Source organism: Mammaliicoccus sp. L-M44 (genome assembly GCF_022386355.1).
In the GTDB taxonomy this organism is placed as follows: Bacteria; Bacillota; Bacilli; order Staphylococcales; family Staphylococcaceae; genus Mammaliicoccus; species Mammaliicoccus sciuri_A.
The window spans coordinates 1-3883 of sequence record NZ_JAJNIU010000044.1 but is presented as its reverse complement, the minus strand read 5'-3'; the positions used below and the strand labels follow the sequence as shown (position 1 = coordinate 3883).

Below are 3883 nucleotides of genomic sequence, written 5' to 3'. Positions count from 1 at the left end.
ACATGGCTTAAAAGAAATGTATAAAGCATAAGAAGACACCTCAGCTATGCTGAGTGACACGGAGTGGCATTGTGTCCCCTTATGCTCTTAGGAGAGAATCTGAAAAGAATCTGAATACTTAAAAATATAAAGTAAAAAATGAATAGAAAAATTATTGACCATTTTTGACCTTTATGTTATATATAGTGAAAATAGTTATATCCTTTGTAGGGAGGGGTTGATATGAATTTAGATAAAAATTCAAAAAAACTAATTCCTTTTAAGAATATGTCTAATTTTGATGGTTTATTTGAGTTTTGTCCTTTTATCGAATTTGAAGTTAATAGTAATTGGGAAGAATATTTAAATTATTTGGAGTATGTCAAAAGTATTAATCAAAAAATAGGTTAATTATTATAAGGAGTGATTATCATGGCTTATGATTTAAAACCATTTGGAAAAGATTATTTTGATATGACTGCTAGTGAATTGTTTAGAGACTTTGGAAGACAATTTTTTAGTAATTTACCTGACCAAAAAACTATAAAAACGGATATTAATGAAAAAGAAGATAGATATGAATTAACAGCTGAGCTTCCAGGCTTTTCAAAAGATCAAATAGATATTTCTTATGAAAATGGTATGTTAATCATTTCTGGAGAAAATAATCAGGTGAATGAAGAAAAAGATAATGAAGGTAAAGTAATTCAAAAAGAAAGATCATATAGTAATGTGAAGAGAATGTATTCACTTAATAATATAGACGAAGATAATATTGAAGCTAAATTTGAAGATGGTATTTTATCTGTAGATTTACCAAAAACTGAAAATAATCAAAGAAAAGTAATAGATATCAAGTGATAGTTAAAAAGAGATGTGAATCTGATTTCACATCTCTTTTTTCATTTTTATTCCTCTTTTGCTTTTTATTTTTTAAACGAGTGAAACGAGTTTCTTCTTGTCTTGATATGACTGAGTTCAACTTCTTTCTTATCGTTAATGAATTTGACCATAAGAAAAGTCGTTAACTCTCAAATTAAGGAGAGTTAACGACTAAAGCAAAAGTTACTCATACTGTATAATGTTTATTTTATATATAAATATTAATCTTAATTGATGTATGTATCAAGATATATACTTGCTTGTGTATATCTTGTAAATTTATGGTTATGATAATAGTCGAGATATACTGGAATTTTGGTTTATTTTCGTTTTTTTAGAAACGAGTGAAAACGAGTTTCTTCTTTTCTTGATATCAATAATAGATGTTATGGTTGGCTTAACCAATGAAGAGAAAAAAGAATTAGAAAATATGGAAATGCGTAAAGTTGAATTTAAATATAAACTCGTTCTTACAGAAAAAATGATGAAATGCTAGGACAATAAGCAGTTAAAATAGAAGTTCAACACATGTGCAATAAACACTTGTGTTGAGTGTACATGTGTTAGTTAACTAAATTATCTATATGAGGTATGATTAAAAGTAATTGTATTATTGAGGTACACTCTAATCATATAATAATTTAGAAACACTATATTAAAAGGTTAGTTTATTTGAAAGTAATTTTTAAAAGGCATATTATTAAATTAACTAAAACAAGGAGGTTTTATCAATGAAAGCAGCAGTTTGGTATGGTCAAAAGGATGTACGAGTTGAAGATCGAAAATCTAAAGAGTTACAAGATAATGAGGTTAAAGTTAAAGTGTCTTGGGCTGGCATTTGTGGTACAGATCTACATGAATACTTAGAAGGCCCTATATTTATTTCAACAGACAAACCAGACCCGTTCCTTGGCCAAAAAGCGCCCGTTACATTAGGCCACGAATTTGCAGGCGTAGTAGATGATATTGGTTCTAAGGTTACAAAATTTAACAAAGGCGATCGTGTTGTTATTAATCCTACAGTTTCAAATCGTGAAAAAGAAGAAAATATTGACCTTTATGATGGTTATTCATTTATAGGCTTAGGTTCTGATGGTGGATTTGCAGAATTTACAAATGCCCCAGAAGAGAATGTTTATAAATTACCAGATAATGTTTCTGATAAAGAAGGCGCCCTTGTAGAACCGACGGCTGTTGCAGTTCAAGCAATTAAAGAAGGCGAAGTTCTATTTGGCGATACTGTTGCTATTTTTGGTGCAGGTCCAATCGGTTTATTAACAGTCATAGCAGCTAAAGCTGCAGGTGCAAGTAAGATATTTGTTTTTGATTTATCAGAAGAAAGATTGAATAAAGCTAAAGCAATAGGTGCTACTCATACTATCAATTCTGGTGAATCAAACCCAAGTGATGTTATTAATAAACATACAGATAATGGCGTGGATGTAGCATTTGAAGTAGCTGGTGTAGCACCAACACTTAAATCTGCTATAGACGTTACTAAAGCAAGAGGTACTGTCGTTATAGTGTCTATATTTGGTCATCCTATTGAATGGAATCCAATGCAATTAACTAATACAGGTGTAAAACTTACTTCAACGATTGCTTATACACCTACTACATTTCAACAAACAATAGATTTAATTAATGAAGGTAATTTAAAAGTTAAAGATGTTATTACTGATGAAATAGAGCTAGATAATATTGTGGAGTCAGGATTTGAACAACTTGTAAACGATAAATCACAAGCAAAAATTCTCGTTAAATTATAATATAGATTATAAAAACTAATGAAAGGAGAATCTCTAATTTGAAGATTCTCCTTTCATTAGTTTTCTTTCTGTGATTATTTGTTTTTACTACTTCATTTTTATTATTCTATATACCGTAGAACGACTCACTCCTGTTTGTTTAGCAATCTCTTCGCCTGTAAGTTTTTGTTCATCGTATAGAAATTTAATTTCTCTTTTCTTATGGTCAGGCAATGAAGGTCTGCCGCCTTTTCGCCCTCTTGCTCGTGCTGCTTCTAATCCTTTTTTTGTTCGTTCACTTAATAAGTTAGCTTCAAGTTCAGCGAATGCACTCATCATGGTAAAGAACATCTTGCCCATCGCATCTTTAGTCGATACGTTCATATCTATAATATGTAAATCAATGCTATTATCATCCAACCATTGCGATAGCTCAATTAACTGTTTTGTTGTACGTCCAAGACGATCTAGTTTATAGATAACTAGGATATCTCCTTCGCGTAAATAATCTAAACACTTATCAAGTTCTGTTCTTTTCGTTTTGCGACCGCTCGCTTTCTCGCTAAAGATACGTTCACAACCATATTCCTCAAGTGTATCAATCTGTCCATCAAGACTTTGATCTTGTGTTGATACACGTGCATAACCAATTTTAGCCATTTCAATACCACCTCTTTTAATCGTTTTATGGGCACTTATTAACGAAATCTAATTCTCGATGCAAATAAACGCGTCTCTCATCGTCTAAAAACTCATGATTTTTGATATTTATGATACATTGATTATAACACAAGTTTATAGACTTAAATATCCAAGAAAAACCTCTTAATATTAAGTTAAGAGGTTTTGTGTCAAAAACGATGATTAAAACGAATTAATTAAAGAGAATAGTGATTATATTCTAATAAAACTTTATAATATATTAAGACACTCTAGTAATATTTTTTATAAAATTTTGAAAAGAGGATAGAATAATATGGCTCAATATCCACAATTTATAGATAATAAAAGAAAGTCTTTAGCTGAAACCTTACGTATGATAGCACCACAATATAAAACGCTTAGAATTGCCACAGGATACTGGGATTTACCAGGGACATTTCAAATAATAGATCAAATTCAAAACTATGAGAAAATTCAATTGTTAATTGGACAAGAACCTATTGCTCACCATCTTCAAAAAGGTTCTGTTGCAAAGTTGAATTTATAGTATAATTTTAACAAAAAGGAGTCTTCTGTATGAACTATTTCAGATATAAACAATTTAACAAGGA

Annotated in this window: 5 protein-coding genes; 4 read left to right on the top strand and 1 reads right to left on the bottom strand. The window is 30.2% G+C overall.

What is annotated here, in order from left to right; translation table 11 throughout:
* The first annotated feature begins 222 nt into the window (after positions 1-222).
* From LQ611_RS13640 to LQ611_RS13630, 3 genes are all read left to right on the top strand, one after another.
* Entirely contained in the window at positions 223-390 is a 168-nt protein-coding gene (locus LQ611_RS13640; protein WP_158258750.1) for a hypothetical protein, read from the top strand.
* Positions 391-411: 21 nt separating this feature from the next.
* Complete coding sequence (locus LQ611_RS13635; protein WP_107566102.1) at positions 412-840, top strand: Hsp20/alpha crystallin family protein; 429 nt, start codon at positions 412-414, stop codon at positions 838-840.
* A gap of 752 nt (positions 841-1592) precedes the next feature.
* The gene (locus LQ611_RS13630) at positions 1593-2630 is read left to right on the top strand and encodes a 2,3-butanediol dehydrogenase (protein ID WP_107591119.1); all 1038 of its coding nucleotides are present in this window, start codon (positions 1593-1595) and stop codon (positions 2628-2630) included.
* 87 nt (positions 2631-2717) lie between these two features.
* Here LQ611_RS13630 and LQ611_RS13625 read toward each other — a convergent pair whose 3' ends face one another.
* Entirely contained in the window at positions 2718-3269 is a 552-nt protein-coding gene (locus LQ611_RS13625) for a recombinase family protein (protein WP_031837637.1), read from the bottom strand.
* Positions 3270-3585: 316 nt separating this feature from the next.
* Between LQ611_RS13625 and LQ611_RS13620 the strand changes: the two genes are divergently transcribed.
* Positions 3586-3819, top strand: coding sequence for a phospholipase D-like domain-containing protein (locus tag LQ611_RS13620; RefSeq protein ID WP_239709657.1), 234 nt, complete (start codon positions 3586-3588; stop codon positions 3817-3819).
* The last annotated feature ends 64 nt before the right edge of the window (positions 3820-3883 follow it).

Coding starts and splice junctions, on each gene's coding strand:
- LQ611_RS13620 (WP_239709657.1), top strand. CDS start 3,586: ATGGCTCAATATCCACAATTTATAGATAATAAAAGAAAGTCTTTAGCT.
- LQ611_RS13625 (WP_031837637.1), bottom strand. CDS start 3,269: ATGGCTAAAATTGGTTATGCACGTGTATCAACACAAGATCAAAGTCTT.
- LQ611_RS13630 (WP_107591119.1), top strand. CDS start 1,593: ATGAAAGCAGCAGTTTGGTATGGTCAAAAGGATGTACGAGTTGAAGAT.
- LQ611_RS13640 (WP_158258750.1), top strand. CDS start 223: ATGAATTTAGATAAAAATTCAAAAAAACTAATTCCTTTTAAGAATATG.
- LQ611_RS13635 (WP_107566102.1), top strand. CDS start 412: ATGGCTTATGATTTAAAACCATTTGGAAAAGATTATTTTGATATGACT.